This is a genomic window from Hymenobacter frigidus (genome assembly GCF_014640435.1).
GTDB lineage: Bacteria > Bacteroidota > Bacteroidia > Cytophagales > Hymenobacteraceae > Hymenobacter > Hymenobacter frigidus.
This window is the reverse complement of the sequence record NZ_BMGY01000006.1, coordinates 15,388-36,953: the sequence shown is the minus strand read 5'-3', so window position 1 is coordinate 36,953 and position 21,566 is coordinate 15,388. Positions and strand designations below refer to the sequence as shown.

The following is a 21,566-nucleotide window of genomic DNA, read 5'->3' as shown; positions in this document are numbered from 1 at the left end:
CTCACCGGCAGAGCCAATTCGGCAATCGAGTGTTTGCTTATATTTGGCCGACCACCCGGTTTCCACTTTACGCAGCTTCCTCATGCCTCCCCTTCCCAGTAGCACGGCCTCGGCCGTGCAAATCCAACAGTTTTACGACAAAAGCCTGGCGCATGCCAGCTACGCCGTGCGCTGCGGCCGCCAGGTGGTCATCATCGACCCAAGCCGCGACCCGCAGCCCTACTACGACTTTGCCGACGAGCACGAGGCCCGCATCATCGCCGTGATTGAGACGCACCCGCACGCCGATTTCGTATCGTCGCACCTGGAAATTGCGGAGGAAACGGAGGCCACTATTTACTGCAGCAAGCTATTGGGGGCCAAGTACCCGCACCAGAATTTCGACGACGGCGACCGCATCAAGCTCGGCACCGTGGAGCTGCACGCCATCAACACCCCCGGCCACTCGCCCGACAGCATCAGCGTTCTACTGCTGGATGAGCTGGCCCAGAGCCGCGCCGTATTCACCGGCGACACGCTTTTTGTGGGCGACGTGGGCCGGCCCGACTTACGCGAGGAAGAAGCCGTGGGTGGCCACAAGCGCGAGGAATTAGCGGCCCAGCTCTACCGCAGCACCCGCAACAAGCTCATGACCCTGCCCGGCAGCACCAAGGTGTACCCCGCCCACGGCCCCGGCTCGCTCTGCGGCAAAACCACCAGCCTCGACCTCGACAGTACCATTGCCAAAGAGCTCAAGACCAACTACGCCCTGCAACCCATGTCGCAGGACGAGTTTATCCGGGTCCTGCTCAAAGACCAGCCCTTCGTGCCCAAATACTTCGGCCACAACGTGCGGCTGAACCGTCAGGGTGCCCCCAGCTTTGAGGACAGCATCCGGGCCGTGCCGCACCTGAGCAGCATCGACACGCTGGCCCCCGGCGTACTTCTCATCGACACCCGGCCCGCTGCCATGTTCCGCGCTGGCCACCTGCCCGGCGCCATTAATTTGCAGGATGACGGCAAGTTCGAAACCTGGCTGGGCTCCGTGATAGGCCCGAAAGAGCCGTTCTACTTGCTGGCCGACACCAAAATCGCCCTGGACGCCGTGGTGCGCAAAACGGCCAAAATCGGCTACGAAGGCAACATCAAAGGTGCCCTGCTGGCTCCGGCGGTCCTGCCCGCTACTGCTCCCATTGTGGATGTGGACCAAGTGCGCCAGCACCCCGAGCGGTTCACCATCGTGGACATCCGCAACCGCGCCGAGGCTAAAACCCCGGTGTTCGATAATGCCCTGCTCATCCCACTGCCCGAGCTGCGCGAGCGTACCCACGAAATCCCCACCGATAAGCCCGTGCTAATTCATTGCGCCGGCGGCTACCGCTCGGCGGCCGGGGCCAGCATCGTGCAAGCCGCACTACCGGGGACGGAAGTACTGGATTTGGGCGAGGCTGTGACGGAGTTTCAGAAGCAGGCGGTGCAGTAGCGAGTTGCGGCTAGCATACCGAATTGACTTGCTTGCCGCAACTCACTTGCGTATCATAGCCTGCTTTACGCAACTTGCACAAGCTGCGGGTTGCGTCAATCTAAATGTTGGCTGCTATATTGACCGACCCTAATTAAATAACAAAACTTATATGATTAAATTTTTGATAATTTTATCTATTGCTTTCTTATTGACAATTAAATCAAATGGACAAAGCATTGACAGTTTAAAACTTTCAGACAAAGAAATTCCGGAAGGTTACGCTCTGACGAAAGACAACAATTGTATTTCAATTCAAGCCTGTACGTTTTATGACAGTCCAGAAATGTACGGCGCATTAATAGGAAAATTAAAGAGTAAGCAAATTCAAAACTTCGACAGCAAAAAAGCCAAAGGCTGTATTATGTACTTTGAATTTGAAGACGGCTTTAAAGGAGATGGCTTTTTAGGTGGACTTTTATGGGGCGGCGACAAACCAACAAAAGAACATCCCGAAGAGTATTATGCAAAAGGCAATTTTTTAATTATTTGGAGCTTCAAGAAAGGCAGCGTTGTGACAACAATTTCTAAAGACAAAATCAAAGCAGCACTAAAGTGACAAAGAAATACAGCAGCCAACAAGAGTATTGCTGCAATTGGAGCTGGACGGAAGAGTAATCATCAGCAGTGCATATCCAAGCTTTGGTTCCGGCGGACGGAATTCTGCTCGTCGTTTGTTCTTAGCATCAACTTTTGATTATAAGTTTAGCTTCAGCGCCGGGCAGACAGTTGGTTAATTCCCTGACTGCAGCAATACTCGAACGTTAGCCTCCCTGCCTCCCCTTACATCCTGCTCCAGCCGGTACAACCGGGGCTTCTTGATTCTCCGCGCCCAAGGTATCTTTGAGATTCACTCTACCTTATGCGCGTCCTTCACACCGCCGACTGGCACCTCGGCCAGCACTTCCTCACGGGCCAGGAACGCACCACCGAGCAGCAGGCTTTTCTCGACTGGCTGCTGCTCACGGTGCAGGCCCAGGGCATTGATGCGTTGGTGATTGCCGGCGACATTTTCGATACCCAGTCGCCCTCCTACACGGCGCAGGAGCTGTACTACACTTTCCTGGTGAAAATGCAAAGCACCTGCTGCCGCGATATTGTGGTAGTGGGCGGCAACCACGACTCGCCCACTATGCTCAACGCCTCGCGGCAACTACTGCGGCAGCTGCGCATTCACGTGGTGGGTGGCGTGCCTACTGACCCCACTGAACAAGTGCTGCACCTGGCCGGACCCGACGGCCGGCCGGGACTGGTGGTGTGCGCCGTGCCGTTTCTGCGCGACCGTGACATTCGGCTGGCCGTGGCCGGCGAAAGCCCCGATGACCGCCAGATTCGCATCCGGCAGAGCATAGCGGGCCACTACGCCGCCTTGGCCGAGTTGGACGTGGTGCGCCGCCTGCGCGAGCAGGACGTGCCCGTGCTGGCTACCGGTCACCTCTACGCTGCCGGCGGCGAAGCCCGCGAAGGGGCCGAGCGCGATGTGCACATCGGTGGGCTGGGGCTGGTGGGGGCCGAGCATTTCCCCACGGCGTTCGACTACGTGGCGCTGGGCCACCTGCACCGCCCGCAGGTGGTGGGCGGCCGGGCGCACATCCGTTACTCGGGCTCGCCGGTGCCGTTGTCCTTCACCGAGGCCGATGACAAACAGCAGGTGCTGCTATTGGAATTCAAGGGAGCCGGCGCGCCCACCATCACGCTCGTGCCCGTGCCGGTGGCGCGGCGCTTGCAGCGTTTCCATGGCACGCTCGACGAGGTGGAGGCCGATATCCTGGCCTACGACAACGCGGCGTTTCCGCTGGTGGCCTGGGCCGACGTGCTGGTGCGCTCCGATGAAGCGCCCGCCGAAGTACAGCGCCGCATCCAGGCCGTGCTGCAGCTGCAAAAGGCCCAGGTGCTGGCCCCGCGCGGCGTGCGCCACCAGCGCGCCACCGAACTACCCGACTTAGCGGCCGACTTGGCCCCGCTGGCGCTCCTGCACGAATTGACGGTGGAAGAAGTGTTCAGCCGCCGGGTGGCGGGCCTGCCGCCGGAGCGGGCTGCCGCCCTCACGGCCACCTTTGGCGAGCTGCGCCAGCTGCTGGCCGAGGCTGACCCGCAGGCCCGGGACGGCCAGCAGTAGCGGACCATGCAAATGCGGAGACGCGATAATTGGCATCTCTGCATTTGCCTCCGAGCTTTATTTCTTTTTCAACAGCCAGAGGGCACCGAAAACCAGTGCCGCTACCCCCGCCGCTACGGCTACCTTAGAAGCGGGCTTGCTTCTGGTTGCTTTTGAAGCCCGCTGGGCAATTTCGGCATCGCTGAAATCATGTCCGGCGGTGGCCGCCAGAATCAGGCGGGTAGCTTCGGCCGGCTGGTCCCACTGCGGAAAGTGGCCGCACTGGTCAAACCAATAGAGGCGGGCATCGGGAAATTTTTCGAGGGCCAGTTTCGATTGGCTGGGCAGGCACACGTAGTCCTGCCGGCCCCAGCCGATAACCAACGGTGCGCTGATGCTGCCTTGGCGCGCGCCCTGCTGCACTTTGCCGTAGGCCAGGTCGTTCAGCAGCTCATCGAACGACGGGGCTTGGGCGAAGCTGCGCATCTCGTCGAGCGCCACGTGGGCCGGCACTTTCCACGGATGGGCCGAAAACTGCGCGAGCAGCAGCGTGCGCGTGACGGGGTTGCCGGTGACGGCGGGCATTACGGGCTGCAGGGCCCGCACCAGTTTGGTCGAAAGCGCCACGCTGTGGTAGAACACCGGGATTTCCCAGCCCTGCCAGAACCCGCCAGGGTCGAGCGATACCACCGCGCCCAGCACACCCCCGCGCCGGGCCAGCTCCAACACCAGACGGGCGCCCATCGAGCTCCCCACGGCATCGATGCCCAGCAGGTCGTGCTCCTTCAGAAAGTCCGTCACGGCATCGGCCAGCGTGGCCATGGTGACCGGCCCGACCAGCGGCGGCGTGTTGCCAAAGCCGGGCAAATCCACGGCAATAACGTCGCGCTGAGCGGCTAGGTCGTCGAGGATGGTCTGCCAGGAGCGCCAGCTCCCACCAATACCGTGCAGCAAAAGAAGCGGTTTGCCCGCCCCGCGTCGAACGTAGTTCATAGTTGGTGTCTGTTTGATTTTGAAATAATTGAGGAACCGCTGCCAGAGGCCGGTGGGCAGCCAGCGGCACGTTGTTTCTCTTACCGGATTACGCTGTTCGGGGTTGTGGCGGACCCGGCGGCAGGCCGGTAACCAAGGGGGTATCTAAACCGGCATTCTCACTTTTCCGGGGCAGTTCCGAGCCAGGGTCGTCGTATCTTCGGGGCGTATTTTGGGAGAATTGTTTGCATGAAAATTATCAGCGTCCGCTTCGCTAACCTGAACTCACTGCCCGGTCCGTTTCTGATTCGCTTCGATGAAACGCCCTTGGCCGACACGGGCCTATTTGCCATCACGGGTCCCACGGGCTCGGGCAAAAGCACCCTGCTCGACGCTATTTCGGTGGGCCTCTACGGCCGGGTGCCACGCCACGACCGGCAAGTGGGCGAAATGGTGAGCCGCCACGCCAAGGACGCTTTTTCGGAGGTTGAATTCGAAGTGCACGAAACCAACCCCGACACCGGCGCCGTAGACCGCGTGCGCTACCGCTCGCGCTGGGAGGTGAAACGCAAGACCCGCGGCGACGACAAGGGCGGCCTCGGCCAGGATGCCATGACGCTGGTATTCAGTCCATCCGGCGTGGCCGTGACCTCGGGCAAAGAAGCCGTACCGACGCGGGTAAGCGAACTGTCGGGGCTGGACTTTGGGCAGTTTGAGCAGTCGGTACTGCTGAGCCAGGGCAAATTTGCCCGGTTTCTGCACGCGCCCGAAAAAGAGCGCAGCGCCCTTCTGGAGAAGATGACCAACGTGGGTATTTACTCACGGCTATCGGTAGCGGCGTTTGAAAAGGCTCGGGGCGAAGAGCTGAAAACCAAGCTGCTGCGCGCCAAGCTGGATGCCACCCGGCTGCTGTCGGAAGAAGAGCGCACGGTGCTGGAAACGCAGCTCGACGTGCTGCACCAGCAGGCCGAACAGCATTACGAAGAGCAGCAGGAGCTGACGGTGTGCCTGACCTGGCGCACCATTCTGGACCAGCTCGACCGGCAGCTGTCTGACACGGCCCGCGAGGTGGAACGCCTGCGCCACGACGACGAAACCCTGCAACCCGAGTTTGCCCGGCTCGACGGCCATACCCGCGCTGCCGCCCTGGCCAAGCCTTTGGCCCTGGTAGCCGCGGCCCAACTGGAACTCGACGCTGACACCACGCAACTGCGCGAGTTGGAACAGGCCCTGCCGCCCCTGGTATTGGCGACAAAAACGGCCGGTGAGGCACACGCGCTTGCCACTACGGCGCACGCTGGCGCGCTGGCCGAGGAAACCCGCCTGCGCCCCGTGCTCAGCCAGGCCCTGGAGCACGACGCCGCCATTGCCGCCGCGCAGCAACAGCTCACCAAAAATACCACCACGCACGCCCAATTCCTGCGGGAATATGAGCGAGGGCAAAGCGCCTGGCAGCTCCAAAAGCAGGAACTGGACGGCCTGCAAACTCAGCAAACTACCCTCGACAGCTGGCTCATTAGCCACGGCCACGAGGTTGAGTTGAAGGGCCAGATTATTGCGCTGGACCGCGAAATCATCGACTTGCAGGGCGCGCAAAAAGAGGTGGCTACCCGGGAGGCCCGCCGCGAGGAGCTGCGCAAAAACCAGCACGCTGCCGTGGCCGACCTGGAGCGTCAACGCCGCCTCGAAACCGAGGCCGGCACCCGGCAGCAGGTCGTGAAAGATGAGGGCCAGCCTTGCCGCGTGGGGCGCGATATGCTCCTGCAAGACACCACCGCCGCCGAGTTGGCGCAACGCGCCGACGACCTCACCACGCAATTACAAGGCCTTCAGCAGTTGCTTCCCAAAGCCGAAGCTGCCAAGGAGCAGCAGGCCCGAACCGAAACCCTGGATGCCCAGATTGAGGGCGAGGCGGCCCCGCTGGCCACGGTCGAAACAGCCCTTGGACACCTGGAAATCCGGCGCGGCGACGGTCTGCGGCTGCTCGAAAGCTACCGCCGGGAGCTGCGCACTCAGCAAGCTTTGGCCGACCTCAACGCCCACCGCCACCAACTGGAGCCCGGCCAGCCGTGTCCGCTTTGCGGGGCTCTTGAACACGCCTACGCGGCTGATTTTGCCGCCGAGGCCGACGAGCAGGAGTTGCGCGTTGCGGAGCAGCAAAAGGCCCTGACGGCTTTGGATGATGAATTGCGTGGCCTGGCAAAAGACCTGACCCGCCGCCAAACCGAGCAGCGCCAACGCCAGCAGCTGCGCCAGGAAGCCGCTGAAGCAGCGGAGATTTTCCGGCGCCAGGCGCACGAAATAGCAACGACTTTGGTGCCGATGCCCGCCAACCTGACTGACCCCGCAGCGGTGCGTGAGCTACTGGCGGCCACGGCCACCGCGCAGGCTACCGCTGTAGCAAACCGCCGCCAGCTGGCTATTCTGGATGAGAAGCTGGCCGCGTTGCGCGAAAAATACCTGGAAGCTGGGGCTGCCGCCACCGCCGCCCAGGGAGAAATACGGCTGCTTCTGCAGCGCCAAACCGCGGTTGAAACCGATTTAGCGCAACTGGCTTTCGAGCTGGGGGAGCATCAGGAACAAGCTGCTATTTATCAAAGCACGATTCAGGATATTTTGCGTCCGCATCAGCTGACCCTGCCGGCTAAGCCGCCTTACGATGGGTTACTGGCCACTTTGGCGGAGCGGGCCGGGCACTACGAAGCCCAGCGCAACGCCCTGAAAACGGTCAGCGACTCGTTGGTGGAGCGCCACGCCCAACACAAGGCGCGCACCGAGGAGCTGGCCCGGCAACAAGTGCAGCTGGATGCCGCTGCCGCCGCACTCGAAGCCGAGCAACTGGCTCTCAGCCAGCAGCAGGCCACCCGCCAAGCCCATTACACCGGTACCAATCCCAGTGCTGAAACGGAGCTGTTGCGCCAAGCCACCCAAAAGCTGGCCGAGGGGCAAACCGACGCGCAGAACCAGCTGGCGCGTCAGCAGCAGGAGTTAGCCATTAAGCAAAGTCGGTACGAAGCCTTGCAAATGCAGCTGGCCACGCACCGCACCGCCCACACCCACCGCCAAACCGAGCTGACCGCCGCGCTCGCTACGGCGGGCATAGCCACGGCGGCCGAAGCGCAGGCCCTGCTCCTACCCGCTGCTGACGCCGAACGCCTAACCCAGCGCCGGCAAGACCACCTCACCAACCAGGCCGCCGCCGCCCGCCGCGCCACCGACCTCACCGCCGAGCTCAACCACCACGCCGAAGTCGGCCTCACGCCCCATTCGGCGGCAGCGCTCACGGCGCTGCTCAACACGCTTTCGGCGGCCGATGACATTTTGCAGCAGCAGTTGGGCGCGGTGGGCAACCAGCTAAAGCAGGACGATGACGCCCGGCAGCTGCTGGCCGCGGGCCTGCACGAGCTGACGGTGCGCCAGCAGGAAGAGCAGCGCTGGCAGGACCTGAGCGAGCAGATTGGTTCGGCGCGGGGCGACAAGTTCAGCCAGTTTGCCCAGGGCCTGACGCTCTCGCACCTGGCGCGGCTGGCCAACCTGCGCCTACGGCAGCTCACGGGCCGCTACACCATCCTCAAAACGCCAAACCGCAACCTGGAGCTGCAAATCATCGACCACGACCAGGCCGACACCGTGCGGCCCATGGCCTCGCTTTCGGGTGGCGAGAGCTTTTTGGTGAGCCTGGCGCTGGCCCTGGGCCTGAGCGAGTTGGCCGGCCACAAGGCCCGCATCGAGTCGCTGTTTATCGACGAAGGCTTCGGCACGCTCGACCCCGATGCCCTGAACACGGCCCTCGATGCGCTGGAGCGCCTGCAGCACTCGGGTAAGATGATTGGCATTATTTCCCACGTATCCGACCTCAAGGACCGCATCGGCACCCAGATTCGGGTGCGGCCCGGCGCGGGCGGCAATAGCAGCGTGCACATTGTGGATATGCGCGGCGACGAAACCGACTGCGCGGCGTAGAGTCGCGATGCAGCCGAAGGGCTACTGGCCGGCGGCTTTCACTTCGGCCCAGCTCCAGTATTTACGGGGCTTAATGCCAGCGTAGCCAGCTCTGAAAAATGCCGCTACCTCGTGCTCCATTACTTCCGGGTCAATTGAGGAAGCGTAAATTAGTCGGCCATCGGGGTCGGCGTAGCGCTCGGCTTTGCTGAGCTTTCGGCCGGTGAGGCGCAGCAGCGGGCCGGTATCGGTGATGCCATCGGTGTCCCAGGCTTGGCCACTGGTTTCCAATTCATTCAGCCGGGCTACTAGCGGCCCGAGGGCCAGGCGTGGCAGGGTGGGGCGGCTTTCCAGGTCAATCCAAGTGGTGTATTTGTACTCCAGCTCGTAGCGGTTGCCTTCATACAAACTCAGCACAATATCAAAGCCTACCGTGGGACCGAATAGCGCGTAGTACGGTGCCGGCGCGGGCGTTGCCACCACCACCAAGCCGATTGCCGGGTAGTGCCGACGCTGCGTGGGGGGCTGTTGCAGCAGGGCAGCGGCGTGGGTTACCCGTTCGTATTCGGGCTGCCAGGCGGCGCGGCCGGTTTCGGGGTTTTGCAGCACCTCGGCAAAACGGGGCAGGAACCACGCGAATTTGTCCGCCGAGGCTTCGTCTTCCCGTCGGCGGCGGGCGGGTGCCCCGAATGGTTCGTAGAACCGCGCCTTTTCCTCCGCATTGAGCCAGCACACCAGCTGCAGCGCCGCATCGGCGAGCGGATTGGCAAAGTCGATTTCCCGAAAATCGCCTAGCTTGGCCACCAGGCGCAGCAGTACCTCCTGCTGCAGCGCCAATTCCGGATGCAGCAGGGCCCACACGCCGATAAAACCATCAATGTCGAAGTGGTTGGCAGTCACGGCCTGGGCTTCGAGACCTGGCGTAGCGGCATGGTGCAGTGCCCGCAGCGCCGAGCCGGCGCTGGTATCATCGCGCAGCGCGGGCGGCGTGGGGGCCCCGCGCCAGTGGGCCAGCGTGAGAGTGGCCCCGTTCCCAACGCTATCGACCAGAATGGTGGGCTGCTGCCGAAGCTGCGCGAAAGGCACGAAAAAGCGGTTCATGAGACAAAGCTGCGTCAAAATCGGCGGTTAAGGGCTACGGTCTAACGCCGTGCGCGCCGATTGCTGATGCGCTCGACGCGCTGCTTGCGAATCCAGTGCAGATAGGCTTGCAGCTCCTCGGCGGTGCGCAGGGCTTCGACCGAGGAGTAGCGCCGGGCCAGGTCGCGGTTGGTCAGGAAACGATGTATGCTACTGTGGCAGGGCTGGCAGAGGTCGACGGTGGGGCCGAGCTTGCCGCCTTCTTCGCGCGGTACCAGGTGGTGGCGCGAGGTGGCTTGCACTTCGCGTTCGCATAAACCACACCGAATGGCGGAAGCCCTCTTAACATCCATAAACGGCCTACCAAGTCGCTGCCGGGACATAATTTATTAGACGAGAGTCAACCATAGCTTACCCCTACAGACCAATATTGCTTCCCTGAAGTTGCGACTTTCTTGAAAACGTATTACATTAGCTTACATTATGCTTATCAGCATCACCCTGGTCTTTATTAAATAGTATTTTCAGCCATTTGTTTCAGCCAACCATGAAAACAACTGTACCTTCTTTTTCTACGCCCAAACGTCTATCATTGGCCGGACGGGTGGCGGGTGCGCTCGTGGCCCTGTTCCTGCTGGGGGTGGCACCATCGGCCCACGCCCAAACCTGGATGGTGAGCACCACCGCCCAAATAAAGCTGGGTGTACTAGATAAATACGGCCAGATTGGGCCTTACACCGCCACTTTTATCGTACACAATGAGCGCACCGGCAAAGACTATTTCCTGGTGAAAGAGCTGGTCAAAGGCCAGACTGGGGTTGACGTGCTGTTTCCCACCGAACCATCGGACCCGACATACTTCAAAAGCGAAACCGGCGAAGCCGCCAACCCCGTCCCCGGCCGCTACACCTGGGAGTGCCGGGTGAAGGGCGTGAAGGCCGTTGGCGGCCGGTTCACGTTTCCCGAAGTCGGCAATGACGTGACGGTGGTAAGCTCCGGCAAGTAAGCCCGCACCGGCAGAACGCCCTTTCCTTATCGAAATCAAGAAAAGCCTGGCCGTGCGCTGGGCTTTTTCGTTTAAGTCCCACGCCCCGGCTGGTCGGGACACCCGGCGGTGGCCGGGCTCACTTCTTCTACTTTCATCGTGCCTCGCAAGTCTTTTTCAGAACTCATCAACAGCCCGGGCATGCCGGTGCTGGTCGATTTTTACGCCACCTGGTGCGGCCCTTGCAAAACCATGGCCCCTATCCTGGAGCAAGTGGCCACCCAGCACGGCGGCAAGGTGCGCATCATCAAGATTGATGTGGACCGCAACGCCGCCGTGGCCCAACAATTCCGGGTGCAGAGCATCCCCACGCTGATTCTGTTTCACCAGGGCAAACCGGTGTGGCGACAGGCGGGCGTGGTGCCGGCTGCCCAGATTGCGCAGGCCCTGCAGGCGTACGTGAGCTAGCCCGTCCGCTGTCAGTTTGGCGCAAACTATCTGGCAGGTATGGGCGTTGGAGAGGGCATTACCTTTGTGCTCTTCCTGAATTTTACGGTATGCTATTCCGCTCCGCTTCGTTCTACCTTTTCGTATTTCTGCTGGTGGGGCTGGCTTGGCCGGAGCAAGTGTTGGCCCAAAACGTGGCCCAGTACATCCTGAGTGGAACCATTCGCGGCAGCCGGGGTGAGGCCCTGCCCGGAGCCAGCGTGGCCGTGCCCGCGCTCAATACCGGAGCGGCGGCCGACTCAGTGGGGCACTTTGTCCTGCGCCTGCCAGCGGGCCGGCACCGGATAGTAGTTGCTTTTGTGGGATATGAGCAAATGACCCGTGAGGTAAATCTCAGCAAGAACCAGCGCCTAAGCCTGGATTTGGTGGAAAGCGGCAACGAGCTGGGCGAAGTGGTGGTGGAAGGCTCCGTGACCTTGGAGGAGAAACTCAAAACCACGCAGATGGGGGTTGAGCACATCAGCATCCGGGAAGCGAAACTGTTGCCCGCTTTGTTTGGCGAGGTCGATATTTTGAAAACGCTGCAGCTAAAGCCCGGCGTACAAAGCGGCGGCGAGGGCACCAGCGGCCTGTTTGTGCGCGGCGGCTCCTCGGACCAGAACCTGGTGCTCGTTGATAATACGGTGGTGTACAACCCCAACCATTTGTTCGGGCTGTTTTCGGTGTTCAACTCCGATGCGGTGCAGAGCGTGGACTTGTATAAATCGGGCTTTCCGGCGCAGTTTGGCGGGCGGCTGTCGTCGGTGGTGGATGTGAAGCTGCGCGAGGGCGACCGGCAGCACTACGTGGCCACCGGCGGCGTGGGCCTGATTTCGTCGCGCCTCACCTACGAAGGGCCCATCAACCGGGGCGGCGGGGCGAGACCAGCCAAAGGCTCCTTCATCGTGTCGGGCCGTCGCACGTACTTCGACGTTTTTACGCGGGCGCTGAACAAGGCCAACGAGAAAAAAGTAAACTACAGCCCCATTCCCGACTACTACTTCTATGACTTTAACGCCAAGGCCAACTACACGCTGGGCGAAAAAGACCAGCTGTTTCTAACCGGCTACCTGGGCCGCGACGTGTTCGGGTTCAGCAGCACGGGCGGCTTCAACTTCGACTTTAGCTGGGGCAACACCGTGGGCGCGCTGCGCTGGAACCATGTGTTTTCGCCCCGGCTGTTTGTGAACACGACGGTGTCGGTGTCGGATTACAAGTACAACCTGACCAACCGGCTCGACCAGTTCAGCTTCGGGCTGGGCTCGCGGATTACGGACTACACCGGGCGCACCGACTTCGAGTACACGCCCAACGACCGGCACCTGCTCAAGGCCGGGGCGATGCTCATTCAGCACCGGTTTGGCGTGGGCCGGCTCGATGCCAACTCCAGCGACGGCCGCATCAACTTCGGCTCCGACATCGCCTATTTTGGCCAGGAGGGCGCGCTCTACGCCTCCGACAACTACCGGGCCACCGACAAGCTGCAGCTCGAAGGCGGCCTGCGCCTGACCGGCTTTCGGAGCGGCAGCAATCAGTACGGCGGCCTGGAGCCCCGCGCCGCGGCCCGCTACGCGCTCAACGACCGCACGTCGTTCAAGCTCAACTACGCCCTGATGTACCAGTACGTACACTTGGTGACCAACTCCGGGGCCACGCTGCCGACGGATATCTGGTACCCGTCGCGGGAGTCGGTGAAGCCGCAACGCTCGCAGCAGGCCAGCACCGGGGCCAGCTTCTTGCTGGGCAAGGGCAAGTACTTGCTCACCAACGAGGTGTATTACAAGTGGGGCCAGAACCAGATTGATTTCAAGGACGGCGCGCAGCTGTTCGTGAACCCCGAGCTGGACTCGGAGTTTATTTTCGGCAAGAGCTGGAGCTACGGCAACGAGGTGTACCTGGAAAAGAAAACCGGCAAAACCACCGGCTGGATTGGCTACACCCTGGCCTGGAGCTGGCGCAACTTCCAGCCCCAGCGCGGCACCAACGGCGTGAACAACGGGGCCGATTTCCGCCCCAACTACGACCGCCGCCACAACCTGACGGTCGTGGTTATTCACCAGCTCAACGCCCGCCTCAGCTTCACGGGCAGCTTCGTGTTCTCGTCGGGCAACCTGACCACGCTGCCGCTGGGTCGGTTCGGCGTGCAGGACATTCCGGGCTCCAGCACCAGCATCGACCCGCGCCCCGTGCCCATCTACCCCAACCGCAACACCTACCAGCTCATCCCCTACCACCGCCTCGATTTGGGCGCGGTCTACAAAATCGGCAGCCGGCGCAACCAGGACCTGACCCTAAGCATCTACAACGCCTACAACCGCCGCAACGCCTACTTCGTGTTTTTCGACACCGTGCGGGACCCCGTCACCGACCGCACCACCGGCTTCCGGGCCCAGCAGGTGTCGCTGTTTCCGGTCATCCCCTCGCTCACGTATAACTTCCGCTTCTAAATCGCTGATTATCTTTGATTAATCGTGATTTTGCTGGTTTTTCTTTTTCTTAACGCTGATTTTATGTTGGATTTCACGGGTAAGTTAGCGAAATATGCTGTGTTGGCGGGGGGCATTGGCGGGCTGGGCGGGTGCGGCGCGCTGCAGAACGACATCGACGTGCCGCTGCCTTTTTACGCCTCCGAGCTGGTGGTGGAGTGCTACCTGGAGCCGGGCAAGGTGCCCAGCCTGGCCGTTACGACCTCGGTGCCTTACCTGGGCGTGGTGCTGCCCCAGGTGCCCACCGACGTAACCGTGACCCTCACCCTGCCCAACGGCACGGCGGTGCCCCTGACCTTCGCGCCCAACTTCCGGGCGCTGGTGGACACCACGGGCGAGAAGTTTCACTCCCATATCGGGCGCACCCCGCTGGTGGCCCGCCCCGGCGACGTGTTCAAGCTGGATGTGCGCGACACCCAGGGCCGGCGCGTGACGGGCACCACCACCATGCTCGTGCCCGTTGCCATCGACTCGGTCGAGCACAAGTTCAACGACAAGACCGGGGCCGAGCGCAAGGCGTACTTCCTCACCAACTTTCGTGACCCCAGCACGCCCAATGACTACTACCGCCTCCAGCTGCACCGCGGCAACCCCGCCCGCGGGGCCCTGCGACGGCGGCCCGAAGTTGACTACACGGCGCAGGACCGCCTCAACAACGGCCGGGCTTTTACCCTGGGCACGAGCTACCGCTTTTCGGCCAACGACACCATCACAGCCACGCTCTACCGCATCGACGAGTCGTTCTATCGATTCCAGCAATCGGTGCGCGATGCCCGCAATGCCAACGGCAATCCTTTCGGACAGCCCTCCGCCATCTTCAGCAACGTGCAGGGCGGCATCGGCATTTTCACCGTGCTCAGTGGAACCAGCGCCACCAAAGTTATTCCCCGGTAGCCAGCCGCGGCAATTAAACGGACTCGCAAGCAACCCTGACTTGGCAATCGTTCTCTTCAACGTATCCATTCACTCTCACGCCTCTTTCCAATGTTTACCTTCCGTTTGCCATTTCTGGCCCTGACCCTGGCCCTGGCCGCGCCCGCCCTCAGCAGCTGCAGTAAAAGCGACCACGGGCCCCGCGCCACCACGGCCTCGCCGCAGCAGCAGCAACTGACTACCGGCAGCTGGCGCCTTGACCAGATTAAGGAAGCCGGCCAAATAACCAGCTCCGGCGCGGGCATTAAGGACCAATACTCGCTCACGTTCCGCGCCGATGGCAGCTACACTCAAAAGCTGCTGGCCGACAACACTACCTACAACGGCACCTGGATGCTGATGAGCAACAACACTGTGCTCCATCTCACTGACCATAAAGGCGATTCCAACCAGTACACGCTGGCCAGCCTCACGGCCACCGGGCTGCGTTACGCCTTCACCAACAAAACCGGCCAGGCCGAAGAGCGCACCTTCTCAGCGCAGCCGTAGCCCGAACCAACGTATTTAGCCAACAGAAAGGCCGTCGCTATCCAGCAACGGCCTTTCTGTTTACCCACGAACATGAGCTGAAACGTGTGCTACAGCTCCGCTACCACAGCCTTGACCAACGCCGTGAGACGGGGCTCGGCTTGGGCGGCAGCGGCAAAAATATCGGCCAGCACCACTGGCTTGAGGTGGCCGGGCGCGCACAGGTCGGTGATGACCGACACGGCCAGTACCGGCAGGTTGAGGTGGCGGGCAGCGATTACTTCGGGCACAGTGCTCATGCCCACGGCATCGGCCCCGATGGTACGCAGGTAGCGGTACTCGGCCGGAGTTTCGAGCATGGGACCCGGCACGCTGGCGTACACGCCGCGCCGGGTGGTGCCGGCTTGGCCCAGGGCCCGGGCAGCGGCTTCGGCCCGAGCCAGCAGGCCGGCATCGTAGGGCGCAAACATATCGGGAAAGCGCGGGCCCAGCTCGTCCAGGTTCGCCCCGATGAGCGGGTTGCCGGGCTGTAGGTTAATGTGGTCGTCAATGAGCATCAGGTCGGCCATGTTGAAGTCGGGGTTCAGCCCACCGGCCGCGTTACTCACCACCAGCTGACTGATGCCCAGCAGCTTGAGCACCCGCACGGGCATAGCCACCTGCTGCATGGTGTAGCCCTCGTAGTAGTGGAAACGGCCCTGCAGCACGGCTACTTTCTTGCCGGCCATGCGGCCCAGCAACAACCGGCCGGCGTGGCTTTCCACGGTGCTGAGTGGGAAATGCGGAATGTCGGCGTAGTTGATTTCGTGTTCTACTTCCACTTCCCGGGCCAGCGCGCCCAGACCGGTACCGAGGATGATACCGGTTTCGGGCAGGAAATTATCAGAATGGGCTTGAATGTAGGCGGCGGCTTCGCGGAGTTGGTTCAGCATGAGAAAGTAAAAATTCGCACAGAGTTTAGGAGAGGTAAAAGGAGTTTCACAGGGGAATGCACCCCCGTGAAACTCCTTTTACCTCCCCTAAACTCTGTGCGGAATCAGTTATTTAATATCCAGTACATACGGCATTTTGGCCTGCACACCGCGCATGGTCATCAGCTGCTGGTACTGGGCGTAGGCCGGGTAGAGCGGACCCAACTCGGATTTGAGAGCCTCCGCTTTGGCTTCCTCCTTGTCACCCCCGCCAAACATCGAGAGGAAGTTTTCCAGCTCCGACTTGCGGCGGGGCAGGCGCTGCACCTCGTAGTCGTCGGCCTTGAGGCGGGCGCGGGCGGCGGCAATCTTCAGGGCATCCTGGTAGTCGCCCAGCACGTCGACGAGGCCGTTGCTTTTGGCTTCGAGGCCGCTCCAGACGCGGCCCGAGGCCAGGCGGCGCAGGCGCTCCACGGGCATGTGGCGGCCCTGGGCGGCCTTGGTGGTGAAGTCGGCGTAGATGTTATCGACCTCGCGCTGCAAGTTGCGCTTCTCGAAGTCCGACAGCGGCCGGGTGATGGTGGGCAGGTCGGAGAACTTGCCGGTGGTCACACGGTCCACGGTGATGCCGAGCTTATCGCCAAGCAGCTTCTGGATGTTGGGCAGCACGCCAAACACGCCGATGGAGCCCGTAATCGTATTCGGGTGGGCCACGATGGTATCGCAGGCCATGGCAATGTAGTAGCCGCCCGAAGCTGCCACGTCGCTCATGCTGGCGATAATCGGCTTCACCTTCTTGGTCAGCAGCACTTCGCGGTAGATGATGTCCGAAGCCAGCGACGAGCCACCGGGCGAGTTGATGCGCAGCACCACGGCCTTCACCTTCTTGTCGAGCCGGGCCTTGCGGATGGCTTCGGCAAACTTGGTGCTGCCAATGTTGTCGTCCGAACCTTTGCCGGTTACGATGTCGCCCTCGGCATAAATCACGGCAATGCGGTTGCCGCTGGTGTTGCCTTCCTTTTCGTCCACTTCCTTGTCGTCGGTGTAGTCGCCCAGGCTTATCAAGCTCGGCTTTTTGTCCTTGGCCAGGCCCAGCTTGCCGCGCAGGTAGTCCTGCACCTCATCGAAGTAGCCGAGCTTGGTCACCAGTTGAAGGCGCAGGGCGTCGGGGGCGTTGTGCACCAGCATCGAATCGGAAATGACCTGGAGGCGGGCCGGGGCAATGCCACGGGTTTTGGCCACTTGGCTAATCATGTAGCCGTTGATGGAGTTCAGGAACGACACCGTTTGGTAGCGGGCCGAATCGGAGAAGCTCTCGCGAAAAAACGGTTCCACGGCGCTCTTGAACGAGCCCACGCGGAAAATATAAGGCTCAATACCGGCCTTGTCGAACAGGCGTTTGTAGAACAGTACCTCCGAGCTCAGGCCGTTGAATTCGAGCGTGCCCTGCGGGTGCAGGTAAATTTCATCGGCCACCGATGAGAGGTAGAAACTCTTCTCGGAGCAAATTTCGTGGTAGGCCACCACGAATTTGCCCGATTTCTTAAAGTCCAGCAGCGCGTCACGCACTTCCTCCAGGGAGGCCATGCCGCCCTGCACCAGCTCCAGATTGAGCAGAATACCTTTGATTTCGGAGTCGCCCTTGGCCCGACCAATGGCTTCCTTCAGGTTGACCAGCCCGGTAGCCGACGCGTTGCCCCCAAAGCTGAACTTGCTGTCGCGGCCGCGCTCGGTGAGCGGCTCGTTCAGCTTCAGCTCCAACACTGAATTAGAGGCGGTTTCCTTGCGGTCACCGGCACTTTTGGCGGCACCAATAATGCCGGCCAGAATCAAAAAGCCCAGAAAACTGAAGGCCAGCAGGCCCACGATGGTGGCAAGCACGTATTTAAAAAACTGACGCATAAAAGCAGTTGGTAAATTGACAGGGTAAATGTAGGCCGGACTCAACAAAAAGACGGGTCAAGCGCACCGTTACTTCATTGCTCGTCGCAATCACGTTTTCATTACAGCCGCCGGACTCTAAAGATTGGGCCAACCAGCCTGCCGGACTGTTAGTAACCGTATTTCTCGCCCCACCAGCCGCGCAGGCGCTCCTGAATCTTCTGCTCGCTGGCGTTGTGCCCGGGCGCGTAGTAGCGGGTGCCGCTGAGCGCATCGGGCAGAAACTCCTGGGCTTCGAAGTTGCCTTCGCCGTTGTGTGAATAGGCGTACTCCTGGCCGTAGCCGAGCTGCTTCAGCAGGCGCGTGGGGGCGTTGCGTAGCGGCACGGGCACGGGGTACACGCCGTTGGCTTTCACTTCGGCCTGCGCCGCCCGAATAGCGAGGTAGGCCGCGTTGCTTTTCGCGGAAGTAGCCAGGTAGATGACCGTCTGGGCCAAAATCAAATCTGATTCGGGCAGGCCGATAACGGTGCAGGCCTGGAAGCAGCTGGTGGCCAGCATCAGGGCGTTGGGGTTGGCGTTGCCAATATCCTCCGAGGCCAGGATGAGCATGCGGCGGGCGATGAACTTCACGTCCTCGCCGCCCTCCAGCATCACGGCCAGGTAGTAGAGCGCGGCGTTGGGGTCGGAGCCGCGCATACTTTTGATGAAGGCCGAAATGACGTCGTAGTGCATTTCACCGCCCTTGTCGTAGCGCGCCAGCGGGCGCTGGGCCACCTGCTGCACCACGGCATCCGTGATTTGGATGACGCCCTTTTTATCGGGCGGCGTACTCTGCACCACTATTTCGAGCAGGTTGAGCAGCTTGCGGGCGTCACCGCCGCTCAGGGCCAGCAGGGCGTGGTCTTCTTTGAGGACGACCTTTTTCTGTTGCAAAGCGGCGTCTTCGGTCAGGGCCTTTTGCACCAAGCCACGCAGAGTATCCGCGCTCAACGGTTCCAGCACGTACACCTGGCAGCGCGAGAGCAAGGCCGGAATCACCTCAAACGAGGGATTCTCGGTAGTAGCCCCAATCAGCGTCACGGTCCCGTTCTCCACCGCGCCCAACAGCGCATCCTGCTGCGCCTTGCTGAAGCGGTGGATTTCATCGATAAAAAGTACCGTGCCGCGCTGCCGCTTGGCTTTGTCAATGACTTCGCGCACGTCCTTAACCCCCGCATTGATGGCGCTCAAGGCCGAAAATGGCTGTTTCAGCTCGCTGGCCAGCAGGTGGGCCAAAGTGGTTTTGCCCACGCCGGGCGGCCCCCAGAGAATGAGGCTGGGCAGCCGCCCAGAGTTGAGGTAGCGGCGCAGCACGCCGGTTTCGCCCACCAGGTGCTGCTGGCCGGCATAGTCGGCTAGGCGGCGCGGGCGCTGGCGCTCGGCCAGGGGCGCATCGGGGCCGGGACCGGGGAGCGGGGTGAAGGCGGTGGGTTCGTCGGGAAATAAAGAAGTCATGAGTAGCGAAGTAGCGCGAACTTTGTAGTGCGCATCCCCGCGCCGTTTGCAATCGTCGAAACGGCGCGGGGATGCGCACTACAAAGTTCGCGCTACCATGACCAATCAATTCCGCGTGCACGCGGCTCTCTTCTTTGTCGCCGTTATCTACGCGGCCAATTATTCACTGTCTAAAGACGTGATGCCGCGCTACATGGGGCCATTCGGCATCGTCACGCTACGCATAGTGGGAGCCGTGCTGTTTTTCTCGTTGGTAAAATATTTTGTGGCACCGCAGGATAAAATCATTGGCCGAGCCGACAACATGCGGTCCATCCTGTGCGGCGTGTGTGGCATCGGCGTCAACCAGCTGCTGTTTTTTTCGGGCCTGAACCTGACCTCGCCCATCAGCGCTTCGCTGCTGCAAACCATCGCGCCCATTGTGGTCGTCATCGCCTCGGCCATCCTGCTGAGCGAGAAAATTACGCTGCCGCGGGTGCTGGGCATTGCCGTAGGCGCGGCGGGTGCGGCCTCGCTCATTCTCAGCCGCAACGCGCAAGCGGCCATCTACCCGCACGCCACGCTGGGCAATCTGTTCATTCTGGCCAATGCCACAGTGTTCGGCCTTTACTTAGTACTGGTGCAGCCGCTCATGCGCAAGTACCACGCCTTCACGGTGCTGTCGCGCATATTTTTGGTGGGCGCGTTTATTGCCGTGCCCTTCGGCTGGCGCGAAGCCCTCACGGCTGATTACGCCAGCTTTCCACTCTACATCTGGCTCGAAATCGGCTACATGGTCATCTTCCTCACCATTCTGGCCTATTTGCTCAATAACTGGGCGTTGAAATATGCCTCCCCCGCCCTGCTGGGCGTGTACATCTATCTCCAGCCGGTGCTGGCCGTGCTCATCGCCGTGAGCCTAGGCCGCGACACGCTCTCTTGGGGCAAAGCCGGACAGGCCGCGCTCATCTTCTTGGGGGTGTGGCTGGTGAGCCAGAAACCGAAAGGCGCACCCGAGCCGGAAGTGCCGCTGGAAGCAGTGATAGACTGACCCATCCTTTCCTAGCTCGCCTTCTTTCTCTTTATTCGCAGCATGCAGAAATTTTTCGCCGCGCTGGTTGGATTACTACTACTGACTTCGTCTAGCAGCGCCCAAACCGCGCCGGTCGCCGACTCTACTCGGCCGGAAACCTATACTTACACCGAGAAGATGCCGATTTTCCCGGTACTGGCCCCCGGCGACAGCGCCGTGCCGTCCAATCAGCGGTTTCTGCAGTTTCTACGGGACAGCCTGCGGGTGCTGCCCCAGCTGACCCGCGACGGCGTAAGAGGCCGGGCGTCTTTTTCCTTCACCATCAACGCCCAGGGCCGTACCGAGAACATCAAGCTGGTGAAAGGGCTGCGCGCTGATGCCGACGCGGAAGTGCTCCGCAGTGCCCACCGCCTCGACCGGATTCAGTGGCAGCCCGGTACGCAGAACGGCCGGCCGGTCAGCGTGTCTTTCACGGTGCCCATCAGTTTCAACCTGTCAGCAAAACCGGCTTTACCTGATTCGCTGCAAACGTCAGCTTACAACACAGGAACTGTGCCGGTTCAAGCCTGGGGCGCCAACTGGCGGATATTCCCCTCAAACCAAGGAGTGGTATACGGCAGCTGCATTCAGCGCCGAGGCTTCGAGAGCAGCAGCTTCAGGCAGTACGTCCGGCTTGCGAATCTGACGACCGGCAAGCCGGTCGTGATTGAAGTAAAACCAGCCCGGCATTCCCGCAAGCAAAACGCCTTTTGCTTCGCCCTGCCCCCCGGTCGGTACGCGTTGTACAAATACGAATTCACTGCCAATAAATGGTATGGCGGCCAGCTGCACGAAGAGAATCTTCGCAAGGCCCCCAGCCCCGACCCCGCTGGCGGCCATCTAAGCGCCACCCGCTACCTGTTCACGGTGGCGGCCGGCCAGCTGCACTACCTCGGCACCTGGAATCTGGAACAGGAAAACGCGCCGGTTTTTCTCAACGAAAAAGCCCAATTGGACGCGCAGTTGCTGCCCCTCTTCAAAAATCTAAGCTTCGATGCAGCAATGGTGGCTCTGCCCCAGTAATGTATTTTCCAGAATTAAGGGCTTGGCTAATTATTCTAGTTATCAGGCTCACTGCCAGCGTTATCATCGTGGCCTTGTTTTCCGACTTGCTTGCTCTCGGCAATGAGCAGTGTGGGGGCTACCAGCGCGTTGTCAGCCAGCCGGCGCATGCCGTCGGGGGCGCGAGTTGTGAATCCAGGGCGAGGTAATGAGTTGGCATTCCCCAATAAAAGCAAAGAGGCCCGGCTGAATCAGCCGGGCCTCTTTGCTTTTA

General features: G+C 61.2%; 17 protein-coding genes. 11 read left to right on the top strand and 6 right to left on the bottom strand.

Going from position 1 to position 21,566, the window contains the following annotated elements:
- Positions 1–82: 82 nt before the first annotated feature.
- The 3 genes from IEW17_RS04540 to IEW17_RS04530 all read left to right on the top strand — a co-directional run bounded on the left by IEW17_RS04540 (position 83) and on the right by IEW17_RS04530 (position 3,620).
- Entirely contained in the window at positions 83–1,462 is a 1,380-nt protein-coding gene (locus IEW17_RS04540; protein WP_229748811.1) for an MBL fold metallo-hydrolase, read from the top strand.
- 151 nt (positions 1,463–1,613) lie between these two features.
- Entirely contained in the window at positions 1,614–2,060 is a 447-nt protein-coding gene (locus IEW17_RS04535; protein WP_229748810.1) for a hypothetical protein, read from the top strand.
- Between the two features lie 303 nt (positions 2,061–2,363).
- Positions 2,364–3,620 (top strand): exonuclease SbcCD subunit D C-terminal domain-containing protein, encoded by a 1,257-nt coding sequence (locus tag IEW17_RS04530; protein WP_188560841.1) that lies wholly within the window; start codon positions 2,364–2,366, stop codon positions 3,618–3,620.
- A gap of 57 nt (positions 3,621–3,677) precedes the next feature.
- Here IEW17_RS04530 and IEW17_RS04525 read toward each other — a convergent pair whose 3' ends face one another.
- Positions 3,678–4,592 (bottom strand): alpha/beta fold hydrolase, encoded by a 915-nt coding sequence (locus IEW17_RS04525; RefSeq protein WP_188560840.1) that lies wholly within the window; start codon positions 4,590–4,592, stop codon positions 3,678–3,680.
- 228 nt (positions 4,593–4,820) lie between these two features.
- Between IEW17_RS04525 and IEW17_RS04520 the strand changes: the two genes are divergently transcribed.
- Complete coding sequence (locus IEW17_RS04520; protein WP_188560839.1) at positions 4,821–8,534, top strand: AAA family ATPase; 3,714 nt, start codon at positions 4,821–4,823, stop codon at positions 8,532–8,534.
- Between the two features lie 21 nt (positions 8,535–8,555).
- Here the strand turns inward: IEW17_RS04520 and IEW17_RS04515 are convergent, their stop codons facing one another.
- Both IEW17_RS04515 and IEW17_RS04510 read right to left on the bottom strand, forming a co-directional pair.
- Positions 8,556–9,614 carry a DUF6687 family protein gene (locus tag IEW17_RS04515; protein WP_188560838.1) on the bottom strand — a complete coding sequence of 353 codons (1,059 nt, stop codon included), beginning with the start codon at positions 9,612–9,614 and terminating at the stop codon, positions 8,556–8,558.
- A 41-nt stretch (positions 9,615–9,655) separates the two neighbouring features.
- Positions 9,656–9,895 (bottom strand): HNH endonuclease, encoded by a 240-nt coding sequence (locus tag IEW17_RS04510; protein WP_229748809.1) that lies wholly within the window; start codon positions 9,893–9,895, stop codon positions 9,656–9,658.
- Positions 9,896–10,140: 245 nt separating this feature from the next.
- Here IEW17_RS04510 and IEW17_RS04505 point away from each other — a divergent pair, with 245 nt between their 5' ends.
- From IEW17_RS04505 to IEW17_RS04485, 5 genes are all read left to right on the top strand, one after another.
- On the top strand, positions 10,141–10,599 hold the full coding sequence (locus IEW17_RS04505) for a hypothetical protein (RefSeq protein WP_188560837.1): 459 nt from the start codon (positions 10,141–10,143) through the stop codon (positions 10,597–10,599).
- 138 nt (positions 10,600–10,737) lie between these two features.
- On the top strand, positions 10,738–11,046 hold the full coding sequence (gene trxA / locus IEW17_RS04500; protein WP_188560836.1) for a thioredoxin: 309 nt from the start codon (positions 10,738–10,740) through the stop codon (positions 11,044–11,046).
- 89 nt (positions 11,047–11,135) lie between these two features.
- A complete protein-coding gene (locus tag IEW17_RS04495) occupies positions 11,136–13,511 on the top strand; it encodes a TonB-dependent receptor (RefSeq protein ID WP_188560835.1) in 2,376 nt (791 codons plus the stop codon).
- 63 nt (positions 13,512–13,574) lie between these two features.
- Positions 13,575–14,444 carry a DUF4249 domain-containing protein gene (locus IEW17_RS04490; protein WP_188560834.1) on the top strand — a complete coding sequence of 290 codons (870 nt, stop codon included), beginning with the start codon at positions 13,575–13,577 and terminating at the stop codon, positions 14,442–14,444.
- Between the two features lie 90 nt (positions 14,445–14,534).
- Positions 14,535–14,972 carry a lipocalin family protein gene (locus IEW17_RS04485; protein ID WP_188560833.1) on the top strand — a complete coding sequence of 146 codons (438 nt, stop codon included), beginning with the start codon at positions 14,535–14,537 and terminating at the stop codon, positions 14,970–14,972.
- Positions 14,973–15,061: 89 nt separating this feature from the next.
- Here IEW17_RS04485 and IEW17_RS04480 read toward each other — a convergent pair whose 3' ends face one another.
- From IEW17_RS04480 to IEW17_RS04470, 3 genes are all read right to left on the bottom strand, one after another.
- Positions 15,062–15,883, bottom strand: a complete 822-nt coding sequence (locus tag IEW17_RS04480) for a purine-nucleoside phosphorylase (RefSeq protein WP_188560832.1) — start codon at positions 15,881–15,883, stop codon at positions 15,062–15,064.
- A 108-nt stretch (positions 15,884–15,991) separates the two neighbouring features.
- Positions 15,992–17,764, bottom strand: a complete 1,773-nt coding sequence (gene sppA, locus IEW17_RS04475; protein WP_188560831.1) for a signal peptide peptidase SppA — start codon at positions 17,762–17,764, stop codon at positions 15,992–15,994.
- Between the two features lie 149 nt (positions 17,765–17,913).
- The gene (locus IEW17_RS04470; RefSeq protein ID WP_188560830.1) at positions 17,914–19,239 is read right to left on the bottom strand and encodes a replication-associated recombination protein A; all 1,326 of its coding nucleotides are present in this window, start codon (positions 19,237–19,239) and stop codon (positions 17,914–17,916) included.
- A gap of 97 nt (positions 19,240–19,336) precedes the next feature.
- Between IEW17_RS04470 and IEW17_RS04465 the strand changes: the two genes are divergently transcribed.
- Positions 19,337–20,269: a DMT family transporter gene (locus IEW17_RS04465; protein WP_188560829.1), complete on the top strand. Its 933-nt coding sequence runs from the start codon at positions 19,337–19,339 to the stop codon at positions 20,267–20,269.
- Positions 20,270–20,311: 42 nt separating this feature from the next.
- Entirely contained in the window at positions 20,312–21,313 is a 1,002-nt protein-coding gene (locus tag IEW17_RS04460) for an energy transducer TonB (RefSeq protein WP_188560828.1), read from the top strand.
- Positions 21,314–21,566: the final 253 nt, after the last annotated feature.